This window comes from Emticicia aquatilis (assembly GCF_014644295.1).
GTDB lineage: Bacteria > Bacteroidota > Bacteroidia > Cytophagales > Spirosomataceae > Emticicia > Emticicia aquatilis.
The window spans coordinates 145863-169030 of sequence record NZ_BMKK01000003.1 but is presented as its reverse complement, the minus strand read 5'-3'; the positions used below and the strand labels follow the sequence as shown (position 1 = coordinate 169030).

The 23168-nt window shown below is 38.9% G+C and carries 13 protein-coding genes; all 13 read left to right on the top strand.

Features of this window, described 5'->3' with window-relative positions; all coding sequences use genetic code 11:
• Positions 1 to 4: 4 nt before the first annotated feature.
• The 13 genes from IEX65_RS08035 (at position 5) to IEX65_RS07975 (ending at position 23151) form a co-directional block, all read left to right on the top strand.
• A complete protein-coding gene (locus IEX65_RS08035; RefSeq protein WP_188765528.1) occupies positions 5 to 3316 on the top strand; it encodes a VCBS repeat-containing protein in 3312 nt (1103 codons plus the stop codon).
• Positions 3317 to 3614: 298 nt separating this feature from the next.
• Entirely contained in the window at positions 3615 to 6071 is a 2457-nt protein-coding gene (locus IEX65_RS08030; protein WP_188765527.1) for a glycoside hydrolase family 95 protein, read from the top strand.
• Between the two features lie 25 nt (positions 6072 to 6096).
• On the top strand, positions 6097 to 7767 hold the full coding sequence (locus IEX65_RS08025) for a glycoside hydrolase family 43 protein (protein WP_188765526.1): 1671 nt from the start codon (positions 6097 to 6099) through the stop codon (positions 7765 to 7767).
• Between the two features lie 74 nt (positions 7768 to 7841).
• The gene (locus tag IEX65_RS08020; RefSeq protein ID WP_188765525.1) at positions 7842 to 9395 is read left to right on the top strand and encodes a glycoside hydrolase family 43 protein; all 1554 of its coding nucleotides are present in this window, start codon (positions 7842 to 7844) and stop codon (positions 9393 to 9395) included.
• 31 nt (positions 9396 to 9426) lie between these two features.
• Positions 9427 to 10656 carry a family 8 glycosyl hydrolase gene (locus IEX65_RS08015; protein WP_188765524.1) on the top strand — a complete coding sequence of 410 codons (1230 nt, stop codon included), beginning with the start codon at positions 9427 to 9429 and terminating at the stop codon, positions 10654 to 10656.
• A gap of 30 nt (positions 10657 to 10686) precedes the next feature.
• Complete coding sequence (locus IEX65_RS08010; protein ID WP_188765523.1) at positions 10687 to 12612, top strand: alpha/beta hydrolase-fold protein; 1926 nt, start codon at positions 10687 to 10689, stop codon at positions 12610 to 12612.
• 332 nt (positions 12613 to 12944) lie between these two features.
• On the top strand, positions 12945 to 13700 hold the full coding sequence (locus IEX65_RS08005) for an acetylxylan esterase (RefSeq protein ID WP_188765522.1): 756 nt from the start codon (positions 12945 to 12947) through the stop codon (positions 13698 to 13700).
• Positions 13701 to 13724: 24 nt separating this feature from the next.
• Positions 13725 to 15155 (top strand): family 43 glycosylhydrolase, encoded by a 1431-nt coding sequence (locus IEX65_RS08000; RefSeq protein WP_188765521.1) that lies wholly within the window; start codon positions 13725 to 13727, stop codon positions 15153 to 15155.
• 247 nt (positions 15156 to 15402) lie between these two features.
• Positions 15403 to 17634 (top strand): glycoside hydrolase family 127 protein, encoded by a 2232-nt coding sequence (locus tag IEX65_RS07995; RefSeq protein WP_188765520.1) that lies wholly within the window; start codon positions 15403 to 15405, stop codon positions 17632 to 17634.
• Positions 17635 to 17651: 17 nt separating this feature from the next.
• Positions 17652 to 18935: a glycoside hydrolase gene (locus IEX65_RS07990; RefSeq protein WP_188765519.1), complete on the top strand. Its 1284-nt coding sequence runs from the start codon at positions 17652 to 17654 to the stop codon at positions 18933 to 18935.
• A 15-nt stretch (positions 18936 to 18950) separates the two neighbouring features.
• Complete coding sequence (locus IEX65_RS07985; RefSeq protein ID WP_188765518.1) at positions 18951 to 20492, top strand: alpha-N-arabinofuranosidase; 1542 nt, start codon at positions 18951 to 18953, stop codon at positions 20490 to 20492.
• A 258-nt stretch (positions 20493 to 20750) separates the two neighbouring features.
• The gene (locus IEX65_RS07980; RefSeq protein WP_188765517.1) at positions 20751 to 21449 is read left to right on the top strand and encodes an NUDIX hydrolase; all 699 of its coding nucleotides are present in this window, start codon (positions 20751 to 20753) and stop codon (positions 21447 to 21449) included.
• A gap of 67 nt (positions 21450 to 21516) precedes the next feature.
• On the top strand, positions 21517 to 23151 hold the full coding sequence (locus IEX65_RS07975; RefSeq protein WP_188765516.1) for a ribulokinase: 1635 nt from the start codon (positions 21517 to 21519) through the stop codon (positions 23149 to 23151).
• Positions 23152 to 23168: the final 17 nt, after the last annotated feature.

Below are 23168 nucleotides of genomic sequence, written 5' to 3'. Positions count from 1 at the left end.
AACAATGAAATTCCTTTTAACCATCTCGATTCTGATTGCGTTTTTGTCTGGCTGTGGCCATAAGTCTGACAAACTGTTTGAAAAAGTGTCGAGTTCAGCCACAAATATTGATTTCATAAACTCTCTAAAAGCCAATGAAAAATTGAATGCTTTTACATTCACAAATTTCTATAATGGAGGGGGTGTTGGCATTGGCGATTTCAACAATGATGGTCTCGAAGATGTGTTTTTTACAGGAAATCAGGCCAGTTGTGAATTGTATCTAAATAAGGGAAATTTCAAATTTGAGAAAGTCACAAAAACGGCTGGTCTGACAACCAATAGATGGTGCAATGGGGTTTCGGTGGTAGATATAAACAATGATGGTTGGGACGATTTATACATTTCGGTAGCATATCATCCGACTATGAGCGAAACTCGAAATCTACTTTTCATCAATCAAAAAACTAAAAATCCGACATTTAAAGAACAAGCCGCTGCTTATGGACTTGACGATGCTGGCTATACTACCCAAGCCGCTTTTCTTGATTATGATACCGACGGAGACCTCGATGTTTTTTTATTGAGTACATCGCCTGATACCCAAAATCCAAGTTATCTAAGACCACGGGTTGATGATGGTTCGCACCCATCAACCAGCAAACTTTTTCAAAACAACGGTCTTGTTGATGGCCATCCCGTTTTTAAAGATGTTTCAAAAGAAGCAGGCATACTTTATGAAGGCCTCGGGCTGGGAGTTGTGGTGTCTGATTATAATAATGACAACTTACCAGATATTTATTGCTCGAATGATTTTTTAAGCTCCGATGTACTTTACCAAAATAACGGCAATGGCACTTTTACAAATGTTTTGAAAGAAGCCATGCCTCACACTGCCATGTCGGGTATGGGTGTTGATGCTGCCGATATTAATCAAGATGGGAAAGTGGATATTTTTCAGCTTGATATGCTCCCCGAAGAAAACGAAAGACAAAAGCAGATGCTCGGTAAGCATGATTATGACAAAAAAGAAATGAGCATAAAGCCTCCTTATAACTTTCAGCTACAATATATGCGTAATATGCTGCAAGTTAATTTGGGAAATCGAGGCGGGATTCCACAGTTTAGTGAAAATGGGCTTTTGGCAGGGGTCGCCAAAACTGACTGGAGTTGGAGTACCCTCCTCTGTGACCTCGATAACGATAGATTAAAAGATATTTTTATTTCCAATGGTTACAGAAAAAATGTGACTGACCTCGATTTTATCAGCTATTACAGAAGCCAAGGTATGTTTGGTTCTAATGAAGCAAGGGAGGAAAATCGCTTGAAATTACTTGAAAAAGTACCCGAAATTCAGCTTAAAAACTATGCTTATCGAAATAAAAACAACCTTGATTTTGAGAATGTATCAGACACTTGGGGCTTAGACGAGCTCTCGTATGCCAACGGCTCGGCCGTTGCAGACCTCGATAACGACGGTGACCTCGATTTGATTGTAAATAATATTGATAGTGAAGCTTCGATTTTTAGGAATAATACTGAAAAACAAACCCAAAATCAAAGCCTAAAAATTCAATTCATTGGGCAAAAGAGCAATATCAATGGCATTGGTGCGAAGGTTTCGGCTTGGATAAATGGTGAGCAACTATATTTCGAGCATTTTCCAGTCAGAGGTTATCTTTCTTCGATGTCAAAAAACATAGTGATTGGTAAAGGAAATGCTAAAAGAATTGATTCTTTGATTGTGACTTGGCCCGACGGCAAGGTTCAGAAAAAAGTAAATATTGATAATTCAATTAAAACGCTAACCTTGAATTATGCTGATGCTAAAGAACGTGTAAAGCAGCATTTCAAGACAAATCCTATTTTTCAGCTTGTTGAGAATGTTTTTGATTACGAACACAAAGAATCAAACTTCAATGATTTCAATGAGTTGGCCACTTTGCACAAGATGCTTTCGAGATTTGGTCCAGCCGTAACGAAAGCCGATGTTAATGGCGATAGTTTGGAAGACATTGCCATTGGTGGGGCTTACATGGGCAACGAAACCCAAATTTATACCCAAACCAAGCAAGGTAAATTTGAGAAAATAATGGAGATACCGACCAGTAAGTATATTGAAGTTGGTGCCATTCACTTTTTTGATGCCGACCAAGATGGCGACAAAGATTTGATTTTGGCAGGTGGTGGATGCGAACGCCCAATGGAGACAGCAGAGGCATTTCAACCCCAGCTTTGGAAAAACGACGGTAAAGGTAAATTTACTCTCGCCAATGATTTACCAAAGCTGAATGTAAGCAGCCATGTCGTTGAAACTTTCGACTTTGATAATGATGCCGACCTTGATATTTTTATCGGCGGAAGAATTATTCCCAATCAATATCCTACAAATCCGAAGAGCTATATACTTAGAAACGATAAAGGAAAATTCACCGATATTACGCAACAAGTTGCTCCATTTTTGCAAAATCTTGGCATGGTTTGCGATGCCGTTGTGATTGATATTGACAAGGATAACTTTAAAGAATTAGTGCTTGTGGGTGAATGGATGCCATTGACAATCTTAAAAAATAATCGAGGCAAATTTTCGCTTCAGCAAAAAGAACACACCGAAGGATGGTGGAATAAAGTACAAGCCGCCGATATAAATAATGATGGCCTACTTGATTTGGTTTTAGGAAACGAAGGGAAAAACTCATTTTATCAAGCAAACGCACAAGAACCAGTAACGCTACTGGCCAAAGATTTCGATAGCAATGGCAGAATTGACCCAATCATGGGACAATACATTAAAGGGAAATTATATCCGATTCATCCAAGAGAGAATCTGAACCTACAAATCAACTCATTCCGAAAAAAATATACTACTTATAAAGATTATTCTTCTGTGATTTTTGATGATTTATTCTCCGAAACTGAAAAAGATGGAGTTATCAGAAAGGAAGCTTATGAATTAACTTCATCAATAGCTATCAATAACGGTAAAGGAGACTTTAATTTAGCTAAACTTCCGTGGCAAGCCCAACAATCGCCCATCTTTTCGATAATTACCGAAGATTTCAACCACGATGGCAACATTGATTTGTTGTTAGGCGGAAACTTTTTTGCGAACGAAGCCCACCAAGGCCGACAAGATGCTTCAAGAGGCACTATCTTGCTCGGTGATGGCAAGGGAGGATTTAGTGTAGTGAACTACGAAACGAGTGGCCTAAATCTGATTAGTGACGTAAGGAATGCTATTTTTATAAATAAATCCAAAACTTTGCTTGTGTTGGCCAATTCGGGGAAAAGCCAAATTTATAAACTGAGTTCAAGTGCAGAAGTTTTCAAGAAATAAAATATCTATTTCTAAAGCATTGTGATATACTTACACAATGCTTTTTGGAAAGATGTAATTGACTACAAAGACAAAACCATGATAAATTCTTGAAAAACTTTCTCGTAACAAGGTCCAGATTTTATCTGCCCTACAAAATTTATGTTTTTTTGTATAAAATTTATAAATAAATCCATTTATATTTGTGTTAAATTGACACATTATATCATTCAAATATAAAATATGACCAATTTTAGAATCATCTACTCAACTTGATTAAATTTATAAAAAATTACGCCAATCCTACCCAATTACTTTTATGAAGCATGTATTTAGCTTTTGTTTATTACTATTAACTCAATTTGGCTATTCCCAAAGTAGCCAAAATCTCAAACTTTGGTACAAACAGCCATCGGGTACAAAATGGGAAAATGCCCTACCCATTGGTAATGGCCGCCAAGCGGCTATGATTTATGGGAATGTTGAAAAAGAAATAATTCAGCTCAACGAACATACAGTTTGGAGTGGAAGCCCAAACCGAAATGATAACCCCGAAGCCTTGGCTGCTCTGCCCGAAATCAGAAAAATGATTTTTGAGGGAAATCATAAAGAAGCCGAAAAACTGGCCAATAAGGCGATTATCACCAAAAAATCGCACGGACAAATGTTTCAGCCAGTTGGTAACCTGAACCTCAGTTTTGAAGGACACCAAAACTACACCGATTATTACCGTGAATTAGATATTGAAAAAGCCATTTCGACAACTTCTTATGTTGTAAATGGTATAACCTATTCTCGTGAAGCTTTCGCTTCGTTTGCCGATAGAGTAATTGTTGTGAGATTAACAGCAAGCAAAGCAGGTTCACTCGCATTCACAACAAATTATAGTTCTCCACATAAAATAAAGAAGTTTTCGGTCAAAAATCTCGACTTACAAATCAATGGTACTACCAGCGACCAAGATGGGGTAAAAGGTATGGTTGAGTTTAAGGGTATCACTCGAATCAAATTAGAAGGTGGAAAAATAGCTAAAACCGATACTTCATTGAGCATCAGTGAAACAACTGCCGCTACAATTTTTATTTCGATTGCTTCAAACTTTAATAATTACCACGATATCAGTGGAGACGAAGAAAAACGTGCCGAAGATTATATGAATAAAGCATTTGGCAAAACCTTTGCAAATCTGAAAGCCGAACACATCAAAGGATATCAAAAATATTTCAACCGAGTAAAATTAGATTTAGGCACAACAGATGCAACTAAATTACCAACTGATGAACGTCTAAATAATTTTAGAAATACCAACGACCCTCAAATGGTAGCCTTATATTACCAATTTGGGCGTTATCTATTAATATCGTCTTCTCAGCCAGGTGGACAAGCCGCCAATTTGCAAGGTATCTGGAACAATCGTCTAAGTCCACCTTGGGATAGCAAATATACCATCAACATCAACGCCGAAATGAACTACTGGCCAGCCGAAAAAACAAACCTTTCGGAATTGCACGAGCCGTTTTTGCAGATGGTGAAAGATTTGTCGATAACTGGCCAACAAACTGCCAAAGATATGTACGGTGCAAGAGGCTGGATGGCCCACCACAATACCGATATTTGGCGTGCTACGGGTGCTATTGACGGTGCTTTTTGGGGAATGTGGACGGCAGGTGGTGGTTGGGTGAGTCAGCACCTTTGGGAGCATTATCTTTACACAGGCGACAAAGCATTTTTAGCTTCTGCCTATCCCGCCTTAAAAGGTGCGGCACAATTTTATGTCGATTTCCTCATTCCTCACCCAAATAAGAATAATTGGTTGGTAGTAAACCCTGGCAATTCGCCCGAAAATGCTCCTGCAGCCCATGATGGTTCTTCGCTCGATGCGGGCGTTACGATGGATAATCAAATTGTATTCGATGTATTCAATACGGCCATTCGTGCGGCTCAGATTCTTAAAAAAGATGCTTCTTTTATTGACACTTTAAGAATCATGAAAGCCAAGCTTCCACCCATGCACATCGGGCAGCATAATCAATTACAAGAATGGCTCGACGATATTGACGACCCGAATGACAAGCACCGCCATATTTCGCATCTGTATGGCCTTTATCCTTCTAATCAAATATCGGCTTATCGTACGCCCGAACTTTTTGAAGCTTCTAAAAACTCTTTGATTTATCGAGGTGATGTTTCGACTGGTTGGAGCATGGGCTGGAAAGTAAACTGGTGGGCAAAGCTACAAGACGGAAACCACGCTTATAAATTGATTCAAAATCAGCTTACACCAATCGGCAATGAGCGTGGTGCGGGCGGAACTTACAATAACCTTTTCGATGCTCACCCACCATTTCAGATTGACGGCAACTTTGGTTGTACTTCGGGCATTACCGAAATGCTCATGCAAAGCGACGACGGAGCGATTCATTTATTACCCGCACTACCCGATGTGTGGCCTTCGGGAAGCATCAGTGGCTTAAAAGCCAGAGGTGGTTTTGAGATAATGGAAATGGTCTGGAAAGATTCAAAGCTCATAAAATTGGTTGTAAAGTCTTCGCTTGGTGGAAATTTAAGGCTTCGTTTACCTAATGATTTAAAACTTGCCAATGGAGCAACTTTAAAAGAGGCAAAAGGCGAGAATTCAAATCCGTTTTATTTTCTTAACGAAACTGCCAAACCAATCATTTCCGAAAAAGCCAGCATAAAAGCACCAACTTTGGCAGCAACTAAATTGTATGATATTGCCACTCAAAAAGGACAAATCATTACCTTATCACTTTAAAATTAACGAATAAACAAAGATTGCAATGTTAAAAACAGTATCAAAAATTTGTAGCATTATCGTACTGGTTTGTTGTGTAAAAATAGCGTCAGCACAAGTAACCCTTACCAACCCGATATTAACGGGCTTCTACCCCGACCCAAGTATCGTAAAAGTGGGTGCAGATTATTATTCCGTACACTCTACTTTCTCGTATTTCCCAGGTTTACCCATCATGCACAGCCGTGATTTGAAAAACTGGAAACAAATTGGCAATGTAATCAGCCGTCCATCACAGATGGATTTCATGGGCGAGCGTATGAGCCGTGGTCTTTTTGCTCCTGCAATTACTTATTACAAAGGCATTTACTATGTTACGTGTACTGATATTGACCACGATGGAAACTTTGTGGTTACGGCCACAAACCCAGCAGGCCCATGGAGCAACCCCGTAAAAATACCCCAAGTTCGTGGCATCGACCCATCTATTTATTTCGACGAAGCAACCGATAAAGCCTATGTGGTTTACAACAGTGATGCTCCTGATAATAAGCCACTTTACCCCGGCCACCGCACTGTGCAAATGTATGAGTTTGATTACAAAAACTTGAAAACTATTGGTGAGAAAAAGCAATTGATAAACGGTGGAGTAGATATTACTAAAAAGCCAGTTTGGATAGAAGGGCCACACATTTTGAAACGTAACGATTGGTATATTTTATACTGTGCCGAGGGTGGAACATCGGTTAATCACTCACAAGTGGCATTGCGTAGTAAAGATATTTGGGGACCATACGTACCTTATGAAGGAAACCCAGTATTGACACAAAGAGGTTTACCAGCCGACCGCCCAAATCCAATTACTTCGGCAGGACACGCCCAGTTTATTGAAGGTCCAGATGGAAATTGGTACTCGATTTTCTTGGCCGTTCGCCCTTACGAAGGCGATTATTACAATACTGGTCGAGAAATGTTTATTGCTCCGCTTACTTGGGTAAACGACTGGCCAATGATTGAACACGGAGAAAAAGCCATTGAATACAAATACAAAACCAATATCAAAGAAGTAAAACAAAAAGGTGCTTTGCCACAAAATGGCAATTTTTCTTATACCATGAAGTTCGATAAAGGCCTTGACCTTTCGATGATGCACTTGCGAACAGTAGATAGTAGTTCGTTCAAAACTTCTAAAAATGGATTGACATTAAAACTCAAACCAGAGACTATTTCAGAACTCGGCAATCCATCTTTTGTTGCCAAACGCCAGCAGCACATGAGTAGCACTGCCGAAACAGAGCTTGTTTTTTCGCCAAAATCTGAAAAAGAGAAAGCTGGCTTAGTGATTTATCAAGACGAAAGTCATTATTATTTCTTGGCAAAATCAATCAAAGATGGTAAAACTCAGGTAGAATTATACAAGAGTGTTCACCGCAAAAAAGACGTGGAGTTAATTAATACGCTACCCGTTGGCAATGGGAAATTAGTGCTACGCATCACCAATAATGCAGATAAATGCCATTTTGCCATTTCTGAAAACGGCAAAGACTTTAAGACTTTGGCTGAAAACCAAGATGGAAAGCATCTATCAACCAGAGTTTCAGGTGGCTTTATAGGGAATGTTTTTGCTCTGTATGCAACTTCAAATGGCGAAAAATCAGATAATAACGCCACATTTAAGTATTTGAAATACAGCGGTGATGATGCCGTTTTGAAATAATCTGCTAAGGGCAAATTAAGAGTCTTTTTAAATAACTAATGGTGATTTCGACCATATCTGAAAAGAATAAAAAAATGAAATTGAAATTTTTGGGTATCATCATATCAATCTGTCTGTTTTTGGGTAAAGAAAATTTTGCCCAAGAACAGGTGGCTCACAACCCTATCATTCATGCCGATGTTCCTGACCTTTCGATGATTCAGGTGGGTGATACTTATTACATGAGTAGCACTACGATGCACATGAGTCCAGGTTTGCCAATTATGAGTTCAAAAGACTTAGTAAACTGGAAACTCGAAAGCTATTGCTATGATAGATTGGTAGAAAACGATGCCATGAACCTTACCAATGGGCAAAATACCTATGGTAAAGGCTCTTGGGCAAGTTGTATTCGTTATCATAATGGCGAATTTATGGTCAGCACTTTTGCGGCTACTTCGGGCAAAACACATATTTATACCTCAAAAAATATCAAAGGTCCTTGGAAAGAAAAATCCTTTGCCCCTGCTTACCACGACCACAGCATCTTTTTTGATGATGATGGGAAAACCTATCTCATTTACGGTGCAGGAAAACTCAAAATCATAGAATTAAAGCCAGATTTGAGTGGAAAAATGGAAGGTACAGAAGAAAAAGTTTTGATTGAAAATGCCTCTGCTGCTGCCAATGCCCCAATTATGTTACAAGCCGAAGGTTCGCAGCTTTTCAAACACAATGGCAAATATTACCTTTTCAATATCGTTTGGCCACGTGGCGGAATGCGAACGGTGCTTATTCACCGTGCCGACAAAATCACTGGGCCGTGGGAAGGGAAAATTGGTTTACAAGATTTGGGCGTAGCTCAAGGTGGCTTAATTGATACACCTGATGGACGTTGGTTTTCTTACCTTTTCCGTGATTATGGTGGTGTGGGGCGTATTCCCTATTATGTGCCTGTCGAATGGAAAGATGGCTGGCCAATTTTAGGTGAAAACGGTAAAGTACCCATGAGTCTAAACCTTCCTGCCAATAAAAGTCTGATTCCAAATTTGGTAAATTCTGATGAATTTACTCGAAAAAAAGGTGAACCAGCTTTGCCATTAGTTTGGCAATGGAATCACAATCCTGATAATTCACTTTGGTCGCTTACCGAGCGTAAAGGTTTTCTTCGCCTCAAAACGGGCAGAATTGACACTTCCTTTGTTTCAGCAAAAAACACACTTACCCAACGCACGATTGGCCCCGAAAGCACAGGGGCTATTTCATTAGATGTCTCAAATATGAAAGAAGGTGATTTTGCGGGCTTGGGTTTACTCCAAAAGAATTATGGTGTTGTAGGTGTAAAAATAGAGAATGGCACAAAATCTATCCTAATGGTTAATACCAAAGGTGGTAAAGCTGTTGAAATTGAGAAAGTCCCAGTTTCACAAAGCACCGTTTACTTCAAAGCCGAATGTAATTTTAAAGACCGAGCCGATATTGCTCATTTCTTTTACAGTTTAGATGGAAAATCATGGGTGAAAATTGGCGAACCGCTGAAAATGCCTTATACACTCCCCCATTTTATGGGTTATCGTTTTGGGCTTTTCAATTACGCCACCAAGAATATTGGCGGTTTTGCTGACTTCGATTGGTTTAGGATTAAATAAAATATTTCACCTTAACTTTTAATGAAACAAAATGAAAATATTCAATTGTGTATTATTATTTCTTCTTCTACTCATCTCCGAAGTGAGTTTAGCACAAAAAGTTCGCTATCGTAATGTGTTTAAAGAAATGGGATACAGCCAAAAAGACATAGATGCCAAACTCAAAAAAGCATATTATGATGTTTTTGAGGGGCCAAACAAAGTTTATTTTGAGGAAGAAGATTCTTTGGCTTACGTTTCGGACGTAAAAAACAAAGATGCCCGCTCAGAAGGAATGTCTTACGGCATGATGGTGGCGGTTCAATTAAACAAAAAGGAAGTTTTTGATAAAATCTGGCGTTGGGCGGTTAAGTATTCTCAGCACCAAAGTGGGCCAAGAGAAGCATATTTTGCGTGGAGCATCAACCCTCAAACTAAGAAAAAAAACTCACAGGGTTCGGCTTCTGACGGAGAACTTTATTTTGTAACAAGTCTTTTGTTTGCTTCCAACCGATGGGGTAACGAAACTGGAATCAATTACTACCAAGAAGCCCGCCGAATTTTAGATAACATGTGGAAAAAAGACGGTACAGGAAATATCTATAATGTCATCAACACCGATGCCAAGCAAATAAGTTTTGTGCCAGAAGGTGCCAATTATAAATGGACTGACCCATCTTACCACTTACCTGCTTTTATGGAAGTTTGGGCAAAATACGCCAAAGATGGTCACGAAGAATTTTACAAAGCTTGTGCTGATACTTCAAGGGCATTTTTACACCGAGCTTGTCATCCAGTTACGGCTTTAAATTCTGATTATACCGAATTTAGTGGAGCCCCGCACCCAACTCGTTGGATGCCCCCAGGTTTCAGATATGACTCGTGGCGTGTTCCGATGAACATTGCGATGGATTATACTTGGTACGGCAAAGACAAAAAGTGGCAATTAGATTACGCTAAAAGATTCCAAAATTTCTTGCGGTCAAAAGGCTTAGATACTTACGACGACCAGTTTAATCTCGATGGTTCAAAGCCAGAATTCATTTTACAAGCTGGGCCAGTCAAAAAACTTCGTCATTCGATAGGTTTGGTTTCAACGGCGGCCACTACCGCACTCATTAATAAAGGAAAAGAAAGTAATGATTTTGTGAAAGCTATCTGGAATGCCAAACTCGAACCTTATGAAGATGGCTACTTTGACCCCTATTTCGATGGGTTGATGTATTTATTCAGTCTGATGCACCTAAGTGGTAATTATAAAATCATTGAACCCGCCAAATAAAATTTATTTAACCTCTTTTATCTAAAAACTATGAAAAAACTACTATCAGTATTAGCTGGTCTTCTTTTGTGTGGAAGTACGGTTTTCGCACAAAAAATGGAAAAAGAAATGCCGAAAGGCTATGAGCAAGAAAAAACGGGCATTGCTAAAGGAAAAATAGACACGGTTTTATACGATTCAAAAACCGTAGGAAATAAACGTAAGACTTTGGTTTATACACCACCGGGGTTCGACAAAAAGAAGAAATATCCTGTTTTCTATTTGCTTCATGGCATTGGTGGCGACCATTTGGAATGGTTCAAGGGAGCGAGTCCACAAAACATTTTGGATAATCTTTATGCCGAAGGAAAAATCCAACCAATGATAGTGGTTATGCCAAACGGACGTGCCATGAAAGACGACCGCTCAGTAGGTAATATCATGGCTCCTGACAAAGTACAGGCGTTTGCCACTTTTGAAAAAGACCTATTAGATGACCTCATACCTTTTATCGAAAAAACGTATCCAACATTAACCGACAAAGACAATCGTGCTATCGCTGGTCTTTCAATGGGTGGTGGTCAGTCATTAAATTTTGGCTTAGGAAATTTAGATAAATTTTCGTGGGTGGGAGGATTTTCTTCAGCACCAAATACTAAATTACCACAAGACTTAGTGCCAAATCCAGAAATTGCGAAACAGAAATTAAAATTACTTTTCATTTCGTGTGGAGATGCCGATGGACTCATTGGCTTTAGCAAACGTACGCATGATTATTTGTACCAAAACGACGTTCCGCACATCTATTACTTAGAAGCGGGTGGTCATGATTTTAAAGTTTGGAAAAATGGTTTGTATATGTTCTCGCAGTTCTTGTTCAAACCCGTTGATAATTCTTCATTGGAGCAATATTCGGTTTTGGGAACACCTGCCACTACCAATGTACGTAATGCTAAATACCCTCAAATTTTGCCTGATAACAGAGTGATTTTCAAAGTAAAAGCACCTGAAGCACAAAAAGTGCAAATTGATTTGGGCAAAAAATATGATATGGTAAAAGACACCAGCGGATTTTGGAATGTAACAACCGATGTCATCAGCCGAGGTTTTCACTACTATTCTTTAATTATTGATGGCGTAGCTGTGGTTGACCCAGCAAGTGAAACTTTCTACGGCATGGGCCGCCAAGCCAGTGGCATTGAAATACCATACAAAGATGGTGGTTTTTATGCCTTAAAAGATGTTCCACATGGTGATATTCGTATCAAAAAATATTTTTCAAAAGCCACTAACTCTTGGCGAGAAATGTATGTTTATACGCCGCCAGGCTACGATAATGCTACCGAAAAATATCCAGCCGTTTACCTACTTCACGGTGGTGGCGAAGACCAACGTGGTTGGGCTACTCAAGGTAGAACCGATTTGATTTTAGATAACCTCATTGCCGAAAAGAAAGCCAAACCAATGGTAATTGTTATGATGGATGGTAATTTTCAAGGAGGCGGTGGCCCTGCAGGATTTGGTATTCAGCAACTCAATCAGTTTGAAAACGAACTCAAAAATGCAGTAATTCCATTTGTAGAAGCCAATTTTAAAGTTTCGAGCGAGGCTAAAAATCGTGCTTTAGCAGGCCTTTCGATGGGTGGTTTACAAACTTTACATGCTGGTGTTCGCAACTCCGATGTATTCAATTATCTCGGCGTTTTCAGTTCGGGCTGGTGGGCAAATAATACCAAACTTTCAGACCCACAATACGAATTCATGAAGACCAATAAAGATAAAATCAATGCCAATATCAAAGAGTTTTGGATTTCGCAAGGCGGCAAAGAAGATATAGCCCACGCTAATTGCCAAATTATGATGAAGAAATTTGATGAAATGGGCATCAAATACAAATACAGCGAATATGCTGGCGGACATACTTGGCCAGTTTGGCGTCATGATATTTATGAATTTTCGCAGTTATTATTCAAATAAAAGACAAAGTATTATCAATAGCGATGACGAACATTGTCGAAAGTTTATTAAAAATTCTCCACTTATTAGCATTGCCACATCATATTTATTAAGGAATCTTGCTGTGTCACCTTTAAGTGACTCAGCAAGATTTGTAGAGGAGTTCAAATAATTTAAAAGCACGCCCAGTTTCATCATGGGTAAAAGCATTGGTTGACCACAGAAAACTTGATATTTCTGTTCAAAAATTAGAGGATATGATTAAAAATGATGAACAAACTAATTTGTATTGATGTCAAAAATTTAAAATGTATCTAAAATTCAAGAAAAGTTATTTTTAAAGAACTCAAACGATGAAAAAAATACGTAAATCATTGGTTACTACTTTGTCATTTATTTTGTTTCTGAGTGTACAAATTCTTATTAACAAAGCCATTGCCCAGCCGCCTGGTCAGCAAAGAGCACCCCTTCCCTCTATCCCGATAAAAGGTGATACCTCACATACATTAACGAGGCACTTTAAATTCGCTACCAACACTGAAATACCTCCTTATGACAATGGTTTTATACATAGGTGGTTAGTATTAGAACCAATCAAGAAGGACATAGCAAGAAATAATATTTTCACGGACAATTATTTACGTAATGAGTTCAAAAACAATAATTTTTCGGAAGATTATTTAGTGATACCAAAGGCTGGTGAAACAGTAAAGGTGGGTAATCAAGACCTCAACTGGTATGCTCTCGACAGTAAAACCTTTAATTTTAATCTGTTCAATTTTTCTTATGACATCAACAAACCAAAGTATGGTTTACTTTTTTGGTTGGTTACGGTAATTGACTGTGCAGAAGAAATACAGAATATAAGAATGACTGCCGGATGTAATTCGGGAGGGATGTTTTGGCTCAATGGTCAAGAAGCACTCATGCTTTCTGGTGATAGAGATATGATTGTTGACAACGTGGCCTCACCATTAATAACCTTAAAAAAGGGGAAAAATATTATCCGTGGGGCTGTAATTAATGGCCCTGGCATGGCCAATTTTTGCCTTCGTTTTATTGATGAAAAGGGCAAGCCTGTTAAAAATATCAATATCAGCAAAGATTAAAGTCCAATCCTAATTTTTACAAAGATGAAATTTAAACTAATTGCTTTTTTATCAGTAATACTCACCAATCAAGTAATAGCCCAAATTGGCAAACCTTTTATCCATGACCCATCAACCATTGTAGAATGTGAAGGAAAATTCTACACCTTCGGAACAGGTGGCGGAGGATTAATATCGGAAGATGGTTGGTCATGGTTTGGTGGCGGTGTAAGACCAGGTGGGGGTGCCGCTCCTGATGCCATAAAAATTGGCGACCGCTATTTAGTGGTTTATGGAGCAACAGGTGGGAGTCCTTCGCACAAAGGTATCATATATACTATGTGGAATAAAACGCTCGACCCAAAATCGCCCGACTTTAAATATTCTGAACCAATTATCGTGGCTACTTCTGATGGCTATGAAGAAAACGATGCCATAGACCCAGGTATAATGTTAGACCCTACAACCGGTCGCCTCTGGTTAGCCTACGGCACTTATTATGGATTCACTCGCATTATAGAGTTAGACCCAAAGTCAGGTAAACTTAAAGCTGGAAATAAACCCGTAGATGTGGCAATAGTGTGTGAGGCCGCCGATTTGATATACCGAGATGGCTGGTATTATTTGCTTGCTACTCACGGTAGTTGTTGCGATGGTGCAAACTCAACTTATAATGTGGTAGTGGGTCGTTCGAGGAAAGTAACAGGTCCTTACATTGATAATGTAGGTAGAAGCATGATGGAAGGAGGTGGTAAAATGGTGGTGGCTACACGTGGGAGACAAATAGGTCCTGGCCATTTTGGACGAATAATTCTTGAAAAAGGTATTGAAAAAATGTCAATTCATTATGAGGCAGATTTAGACCAAAGTGGCCGCAGTGTATTGGGTATCCTTCCTATAATTTGGAAAGATGGCTGGCCAGTAGCTGGTGAAAAATTTAAAGAAGGAACTTATGAAATAGAATCGGTTAGAAGAGGATATGGTTTAGAACTCGCAGTAGATTTTAGTAGAATGGCTGGTGCTCAACGTGGCTTTGGCCAAACAAATAACGAGCCTATTAAACCAGTACCTGCTCAGGAATTAGCCGATGTAATCAAAAGTTGGCCAACAGGTAATATTAATGTACGCATTGGTGATTATATGTATCGACCGCACCAAAAATGGACTATTACAGATGCCCCTGATTCTACGGGTTATTTAGGCGGTCCGTATTATAAAATTGTATTAACAGGTACCGAACGAGCATTAGCCGCAACCGCCGATGCTCAGGTGATAACTGTTCCTGCCTTTACAGGTAGCCCAGAACAACTATGGCGAATCGACCAATTGACTGACGGCACTTACAGAATAATGCCCAAGGTAGTACCAAATTCAAGCAAAAAATTAGCATTGGTTTCAGCAGGAGATAGCACACCAACACTTGCCGAATTTGACTTTGATAGCGATAATTCTAAATGGAATTTCAAAGTGCATTAATTGTGATTTGTAGAGCGAATAGTCAAAATTGAAAAGCTTTTTTCTTTATTGTTATAAATTTTCAGCGTCGTGGCATTTACCCAAAATCCAATTGATTGTAGCTGGAAAAGCAGCCGTGAAACAACAAACGGCATATTTGAAGTAAATCATAAATATTTTTACCATTGTTTTATTTAAAATAATTGAAGTTTTGAAATACTCATTTAGTATTCTGTTATCTTTTTGCATTTATTACTCCTTTGCACAAATGCAACCCTTTGCCTTGCAAGAGGTAAAGTTGTCAAAAGGCATTTTCAAAAATGCTCAAGAAGTGGATTTAAAGTATATTTTGTCTTTAAATCCTGATAAATTACTGGCTCCCTATTTGATTGATGCAGGATTGCCATTAAAAGCCGAGCGTTATGGAAACTGGGAAAGTTCGGGTTTAGATGGTCACATTGGTGGCCATTATTTATCTGCTTTGGCCATGATGTATGCCAGCACAGGCAATACCGAAATGAAAACTCGCTTGCAGTATATGGTCGGTGAACTGGCCAGTTGTCAAGCAAAAAACGGCAATGGTTATGTGGGCGGAATACCCAATGGTAAGGTATTCTGGGAGCGAATTCACAATGGGGATATTGATGGAAGTAGTTTTGGTTTGAACAACACTTGGGTTCCACTTTATAACATTCATAAACTTTTTGCCGGTTTGAGAGACGCTTATCAATTTGCTGATAATCAACAAGCAAAACAAGTTTTGATTGGTTTGGGAGATTGGTTCGCCGAACTAATAAAACCACTGAGCGATGAGCAAATTCAGCAAGTATTACGCACCGAACATGGAGGAATGAATGAGGTTTTTGCTGATTTATTTATCATCACAAAAGATAAAAAATATTTAGACATCGCTCAAAAAATCTCTCATCGAAACCTACTAAACCCGTTACTTGCCAAACAAGATAAACTTACTGGCCTACACGCTAACACCCAAATTCCAAAAGTTATTGGCTTTGAGAAAATTGCTAAATTGACCAACAACGCCGAGTGGTCAGATGCAGCTCAGTATTTCTGGAAAAATGTTTCTCAAACCCGAAGTGTGGCATTTGGTGGTAATAGTGTGCGTGAGCATTTCAATCCTACCAACGACTTCAAGAAAATGCTGGAAAGCAATCAAGGCCCCGAAACCTGCAATAGCTTCAATATGCTTCGGTTGAGTATGGCTTTGTTTCTGGATAAAAATGACGTCAGCTATCTCGATTTCTATGAACGAACGCTCTACAATCACATTTTATCAAGCCAGCACCCCGAAAAAGGTGGTTTTGTTTATTTTACCCCTATTCGTCCCAATCATTATCGAGTTTATTCTCAACCTAATACGAGTATGTGGTGCTGCGTGGGTTCTGGAATAGAAAACCATACCAAATACGGCGAGTTGATTTACAGTCATTCTGATACAGACATTTTCGTCAATTTGTTTATTCCTTCAACTTTGAATTGGCAAGAAAAAGGCATTCAATTAAGCCAAAACACAGATTTTCCTTACAAAAACAATTCAGAATTAGTGTTGAAACTGGCAAAACCTCAAACATTTTCACTCAACATTCGCTACCCGAAATGGGCTGAAAGTGTAAAAGTAATGGTGAATGGCAAAGACCAAACTATAAACGCCAAACCATCAGCATACATGAGCCTTAGTAGAAATTGGAAAAATGGAGACAAGGTTTCGATTGAATTTGAAATGAAAACGCATCTCGAGTACTTGCCCGATGGCTCTAATTGGGCTGCATTTGTGCATGGCCCGATTGTCTTGGCCGCCAAAACCTCAACCGAAGACCTAAAAGGTCTTTTTGCTGATGATAGCCGCATGGGTCACGAAACAAAGGGCAAGCTTTTTCCTATCAATAAGGCTTTTGCTTTGGTAGATGAGTCTAAAAATTATTTATCAAAATTAAAACAGATTGATAATCTGAACTTTACATTAGATTCATTACATCTTCAACCATTTTTTGAATTGCATGATGCTCGCTATCAAATGTATTTTCAGACTTTGAAAACATCAGAGTTTGAAAATCAAAAAGCCCTTCAAAAGCAACAAGAAGATGCCTTACTCGCTTTAGAAGCTCAAACTATCGACAAAATAAACTGCGGTGAACAACAACCGGAAGTTGACCACCAATACAAAGGTGAGCAAAGTAATTCAGGCTATGATGACGAGAAGTTTTGGAGAAATACTCGTTCCTATATTTCCTATCAATTACAAAACAAAAATAATGCAGGCAAATATCTCGAAATTAGTATTTTAGATGATTTTAAAGCTGAGAATTTGGAGATTTCTATCAATGGAAATGCAGCAGAAATTTTCTCTACAGATGATAAAAACATTAGAATAAAATTGCCAACATCTGATAATTTATTATTGAAATTATCTGCAAAAACTAAAGCACCAACACCACGTTTTCATCAAATTCGACTATTAAAGCAACAAATTGAAAAGTAAGAACCACCTTATTACTTATGAAAAAAACTAACCTTTATTTTGTTTTTTTATGGATATTAATTTCTTGTACTAAATCTGAAGACGTTCCAGTAAACACAAATACCCCAACAGTGAGTTTAGAAATAATACCGACAGTTACCTATCAAACGATAACTGGTTTTGGAGGAGCCAACAGAATGTGGGGAACCATGTCTTTAAAACCTGCCGAAGCCCAAAAAGCCTTCGGACTCGGTGAGAATGAGTTAGGAATGAGTATGTTTAGAGTCAGGTTATCTTCAAATAAAAGTGAATGGCCTATAATAGTTGAGGCAGTAAAAGAAGCCAATAAAAAAGGAGTGCAAGTGCTTGCAAGTCCGTGGTCGCCACCACCTGCATTAAAAGATAATAACAGTGATATTCGAGGTATTTTATTACCTGAAAACTATACAGCTTTCAAAAACTATATCAATGAGTTTTTGGTTTTTGTAGAAAAAAACGGTGCCAAAATAGACGTAGTTTCTATACAAAATGAGCCAGATTGGAAACCGACCTACGAGTCATGCGACTGGACAGCACAAGAAATGATAAATTTTTTGAAAGCCCCAGGTGAAATTAAAGGAGCAAAACTCGCTGCACCTGAGTCGCTTAATTTTAATCAAGCCATGACCAACGCCATTTTAAATGATGAAGAGGCTGCTAAAAAAATTGATATTGTAGCAGGTCATACTTATGGTGCGGGTACTGCGAAATTCCCTATAGCAGAGCAAAAGAAAAAGGAAATTTGGATGACAGAATACCTCCTAAATCTAAACACAGGAAATGCAGGTGCAGCAAAATGGAATACGTACTCTGAGTCAGCTAAGTGGGACGAAACCATAAAAATGCTTACGGGAATTCATGATGCCATGAATGTAAATTGGAATGCTTATATTTGGTGGTATTTACAAAGATATTACTCATTTATTGGCGACGGAGAAGAAGGAACGACTTTTGGAGAAATTCTAAAAAGAGGATACGCTTATTCACATTTTTCAAAATTTGTTAGGCCTGGATTTGTAAGAATAGACACCAAATCAAGTTCAAGTTTTTTCTTAAAAACAACTGCCTACAAAAAAGACAATCAAATTGTAATGGTCATAATCAATCCTGATGCGTTTGATGTCAAAAATATTCAATTACAGGCGTTATCTGCCAAAAACATAACTTCTTACACCACAAGTTTGACCGTAAATGTTGAGAAGAAAACATTAAATATCATCGATAAAAACGTAACTTTCGATATGCCAGCCAAGAGCGTTTCGACCATTGTGATAAATCTATAATTAAACACCTGATTAATGAAAAAAACAATTTTATCTTTTATTGCTGGTTGTGCTATGCTATCGGCTACAGCTCAAACCAAAATCACCCTTAATACTGATTTGGCCAAAACAAAAATCAGTAAACACATTTATGGGCACTTTGCCGAACACCTCGGCCGCTGTATCTACGGTGGAATGTACGTTGGCGAAGGAAACACTAAAATCCCTAATACCGCTGGCGTGAGAAACGACGTTATTGCAGCTCTCAAAGACCTAAAAGTACCAAACCTACGTTGGCCAGGTGGATGTTTCGCTGATGCTTACCAATGGAAAGATGGCATCGGCCCGAAAGCCAGTCGCCCTAAAATGGTGAATGTTTGGTGGGGCGGTGTTACCGAAGACAACAGTTTTGGAACACACGATTTCCTTGATTTGTGCGAACGTATCGGTGCCGAACCGTATTTGGCAGGTAATGTAGGAAGTGGCTCGGTAAAAGATTTAGCTGACTGGGTAAGCTACGTTAATCAACCAACAGGAAGCCCGATGTCTGACCTTCGTATTCAAAACGGTCGTAAACAACCTTGGAATGTAAAAATTTGGGGAGTTGGCAACGAAGCTTGGGGTTGTGGTGGAAATATGACAGCCGAATATTACGCCAATATTTATCGCCAGTATGCTACTTTCATGAAAGATATTACACCTGAGTCAAAACTTTATAAAGTAGCATCTGGTGCAAGTAGCGACGATTTTGCGTGGACAGAAACTTTAATGAAAAACATCCCACACAATATGATGTCGGCCTTGGCTCTTCATCATTATTCGGTGTTAAGCTGGCGAGATACAAAAGGTCCATCGGTTGGATTTAACGAAGCAACTTACTTCAAAACGATGGAAGAAGCTTGGAAGATGGAAGAGTTTGTGACAAAACACAGCACAATCATGGATAAATATGACCCAGAAAAGAAAATCGACTTAATCGTTGACGAATGGGGTGGCTGGTACGAAACCGATGCCGAAGGCAAAGGTGCTTTATATCAACAAAACACCATGCGTGATGCCATGATTGCAGGATTGACTCTCAACATTTTCAATAATCACGCTGAGCGTGTGCGTGGAGCAAATTTGGCTCAAATCGTAAATGTCTTGCAGGCCGTGATTCTGACCAATGAAGAAAAAATGTTGCTAACGCCTACTTTTCATGTGATGAAAATGTATAACGTTCACCAAGATGCCACCCTCGTTCCGATGAGCATCGAGTCGCCCAAGTATGAATTCAATGGCAAAAAACTTACTGCAGTTTCAGCATCTGCTTCAAAAGACGCTGCGGGAGCATTGAATATTTCGTTGACAAACATTGATTATAGTAAAGCTCACGAAGTGTCAATAAACCTCAGAGGAGATGATTTCAGCAAAGTATCGGGTCAGATTTTGTCAGCATCAAACATCAGCGACCACAATACTTTTGAGCAACCCAACAAAGTAGCAGTCAAAGATTTCGCTGGTGCAAAGCTTGAAAAAGGGGTTTTAAAACTTTCAATTCCTGCCTATTCTGTTATTGTTTTGAAAGTAACAAAATAATCAACAACCATATTTTTAATATTTTGAGGAAAACATACTTTTCAAGTCGGAAAGTATGTTTTTCAAATATTGAGCAAATATTATTGTCCAAAAACAAAATATATACTACTTTTACACAATTTAGTCATGTTATTGTCAGTCTTTGCATACTAAATTAATTCGTAACTCATGCAAAGTCAATGTCTAAAATCGCACGGTATTTGTTATTTTACGAATTGAAAATTAACAAATCAGAACCTAATTATTTACAGAGACTTGATGGAAAAGTACCACCATTCAACCCGAATACTTGTTGCACTTGATTGTATCGTTTTTGGTTTTGATGGAGAAGCCCTAAAACTTTTGTTGGTAAAACGAAACTTCGAACCCGAAAAAGGAAAGTGGTCATTGATGGGTGGCTTTTTAGAAGAAAATGAAGACCTTGAAGTGGCAACAAATCGAATTCTTTACGATTTAACAGGCCTGAAAGATATTTATTTTGAAGAAATTCAGACTTTTGGAAAAGTAAATCGTGACCCAGTTGAACGCACACTTTCTGTTTGTTTCTTTGCTTTGATTAATATTCATGCTCATGACCAAGATGCCGTAAAAGCACAAAATGCGTTTTGGATAAACATCGAAAATAAGCCAAATCTTATTTTTGACCATAATGAAATGGTAAATGTAGCTCTCGAAAGACTCAGATACAAAGCGGCTTTACACCCAATTGGTTTTGAACTTTTGCCAGAAAAATTCACGATTCCACAACTACAAAAACTTTACGAAGCTATTTATCAGATACCCCTTGATAGAAGAAACTTTAGCCGTAAAATTCTTTCAACAAATCTACTGATAGATACTGGTGAAAAAAATCAGCAATCAGCCACAAAAAAAGCAATACTTTATCGTCTTGATAAAGAGAAATACCAAAATAAATTTAATGCCTTCCACTATTTTATTTCTGACTCGATGAGATAAAATAAAAATAAATTTAGCTGAAATAATTAAGGATTAAAATATAATGTGTTAATTTGACACAAATATTATGAAAACAACATTCACAATAGGAATCGACTACGGAACTGATTCGGTGCGAGCATTGGTAGTAAATAACCAAACTGGCGAAAATATCGGTACGGCCGTACATTATTATGAACGATGGAAACAGGGTTTATTCTGCAATCCTTCCATTTCACAGTTCAGACAACACCCGCTCGACTATCTCGAAGGGCTCGAAGGTGCTATCAAAGGAGCATTAGATGGTGTTTCGGAGGAAATCAAGAAAAACATTGTTGGTATTTCGGTCGATACTACTGGCTCAACCCCAGTAGCTGTTGATGAAAATGGCACGCCTTTGGCATTATTGCCCGATTTTGCGGACAATCCAAACGGAATGTTTATTCTCTGGAAAGACCACACCGCCAATGCCGAAGCCGAAGAAATCAATCATTTGGCTCACGGTTGGGAGGTAGATTTTACCAAATATGTAGGTGGAATTTATTCATCAGAGTGGTTTTGGGCAAAGATTCTCCGCACACTCAGAGTTGATGAAAGTATTCGTGAAAAAGCCTTTTCGTGGGTAGAGCATTGCGATTGGATTTCGGCAGTTTTGACTGGAAATACAAACCCACTGACCCTGAAGCGTTCTCGCTGTGCAGCGGGTCACAAAGCCATGTGGCACGAAGAATTTGAAGGCTTGCCATCGGAAGAATTTCTCACAAAACTCGACCCACTTCTAACTGGTTTACGAGGACGTCTTTTCCGAAATACTTTTACATCTGACCAATCAATGGGTCAGATTTCGGAAGAATGGGCAACAAAACTCGGGCTTTCTACAAACGTAATCATCGGAGTTGGGGCGTTTGACTGCCACATGGGAGCAGTTGGAGCCGAAATCGAGCCTTATGATTTCGTGCGAGTAATGGGAACTTCTACCTGCGATATGCTCATTGCACCCAACGAAGAAATCGGACATTTACTAATCAAAGGCATTTGTGGTCAAGTCGATGGCTCTATCATTCCAAATATGCTCGGAATGGAAGCAGGGCAATCTGCCTACGGCGATTATTATGCTTGGTTTCAGCGAGTTATTACCGAGCCAGTACGTGAACTTTTGGGCGAAAAAGCGGCCGATGAATTAGCTCAAAAACTGATTCCGTATTTATCAGAAAAGGCTTCTCTCCTACCCGTTTCCGAAAATGACCCAGTTGCCACCGATTGGATTAACGGACGTCGTACGCCTGATGCCAATCATGAGCTAAAAGCCTCACTGATGGGTCTGAATTTAGGAACAGATGCCGTGAAACTTTTTAAAATGATTGTTGAAGCGACGGCCTTCGGCTCGAAAGCGATTGTAGATAGATTTATCAACGAAGGTGTGCCAATCAAACAAGTGATTGCCATTGGCGGAGTGGCCAAAAAGTCGCCGTTTGTGATGCAAACCCTTTCGGATGTGCTAAATATGCCCATCAAGGTAGCAAGTTCAGACCAAGCTTGTGCATTAGGTGCCGCCATGAATGCTTCAGTAGCTGCGGGCGTTTATCCGACCCTCCAAGCAGCACAAAAAGCAATGGGTTCGGGCTTTGATGCTCATTACGAACCACGAGCTGAGTACGTAGAAATTTATCAGAAACTATATCTTAAATATCAAAGTTTGGGGCATTTTATTGAGAAACAATAAAATGCAGAGCGAGTAAT